2 protein-coding genes are annotated in these 1268 nt (G+C 69.3%); one reads left to right on the top strand and one right to left on the bottom strand.

All coding sequences use genetic code 11. From position 1 onward, the window contains the following. On the top strand, positions 1-350 hold a 350-nt coding region (locus ACDELDRAFT_RS22615; RefSeq protein ID WP_040330745.1), incomplete at its 5' end, for an LPS-assembly lipoprotein LptE. Between the two features lie 60 nt (positions 351-410). Here the strand turns inward: ACDELDRAFT_RS22615 and rocF are convergent. Beyond that, positions 411-1268: arginase (gene rocF / locus ACDELDRAFT_RS22610; RefSeq protein WP_005801294.1), on the bottom strand; the 858-nt coding region annotated here is incomplete at its 5' end.

The following is a 1268-nucleotide window of genomic DNA, read 5'->3' as shown; positions in this document are numbered from 1 at the left end:
CGCTGGATGGCTCGGGCAGCGCGCTGCAGGTGCTGCGCGACCCGGCCGCCATGCCCAAGGCCGAGGCCATTCTCGATCTGCTGTCCGAGCAGCATGAACGCGTGGTGGTGGGCCTCAACGCATCGGGCCAGGTGCGCGAGCTGCAGCTGCGCCTGCGCGTGCGCTTCAAGCTGCGCACGCCCGCGGGTGACGAGCTGATCCCTGACACCGAATTGCTGCAGCAGCGCGAGATCAGCTACAACGAAACCATCGCTCTGGCCAAGGAAGCCGAAGAGGCCCTGCTGTTTCGCAACATGCAGACCGACATCGTGCAGCAGTTGCTGCGCCGGCTGTCGGTGGTCAAGCGCTGAGGGCCTTGGCCTCGTTGCCCCTGCGGCGGCAGCCCCGCCGCGTGGGGCCGGCGTGCAGGTTCAAGCCGCAGGCACGCGCATCAGCGTGCTCTTGCCGAAAAGCGATTCCACCAGATCCACGGCCAGCAGCGCCGTCTTGTTGCGCACATCGAGCGCCGGATTGACCTCGACCACGTCCAGCGACGCCAGGCGGCCGCTGTCGGCAATCATCTCCATGCACAGCTGCGCCTCGCGGTAGGTGGGCCCGCCGGGCACCGTGGTGCCCACGCCGGGGGCGATCTCGGCATCGAGGAAGTCGACGTCGAAGCTCACGTGCAGGTGGGTGTTGCCGTCGAGGCCGTCCAGCGCCTGCAGCATGGTCTGGCGCATGCCCACCTCGTCGATGAAGCGCATGTCGAACACTTCCAGCCCCTGCTCGTGCACAAAGCGCTTTTCTCCGGCGTCCACGCTGCGGATGCCGATCTGGCGGATCTGGTCGGGCCGCAGGGCCGGGCCCCCGCCGGGCATGCCGGCCAGGCCGGTCAGCTCCTGCGGTCCGAAGCCGCACAGGCAGGCCACCGGCATGCCATGCACGTTGCCGCTGGGGGTGAGCGCACTGGTGTTGAAGTCGGCATGGGCGTCGAGCCAGAGCACGCGCAGCTTCTTGCCCGCTTCGGCGCAGTGGCGCGCTACGGCGCTGATGCTGCCCAGGCCCAGGCAATGGTCGCCGCCCAGCAGGATGGGCAAGTGCCCCTGCTGCAGCTCCGCATACACCGCGTCGAAAACGCTCTGGTTCCACTGCACCACCTCGGGCAGGTGGCGATAGCCTTCGACGGCGGGCTGCCAGGGGTTGGCGGGGCCGCCCAGGTTGCCCAGGTCGCGCACCTGCAGGCCCCGCGCTTGCAGTGCCTGCTGCAGGCCCGCCACGCGCAGGGCCTC

It is taken from the genome of Acidovorax delafieldii 2AN (genome assembly GCF_000175235.1).
Taxonomy (GTDB): Bacteria; Pseudomonadota; Gammaproteobacteria; order Burkholderiales; family Burkholderiaceae_C; genus Acidovorax; species Acidovorax delafieldii_B.
Note: the sequence above shows the minus strand (reverse complement) of the source record. Positions and strands in the feature narration are given on the sequence as shown.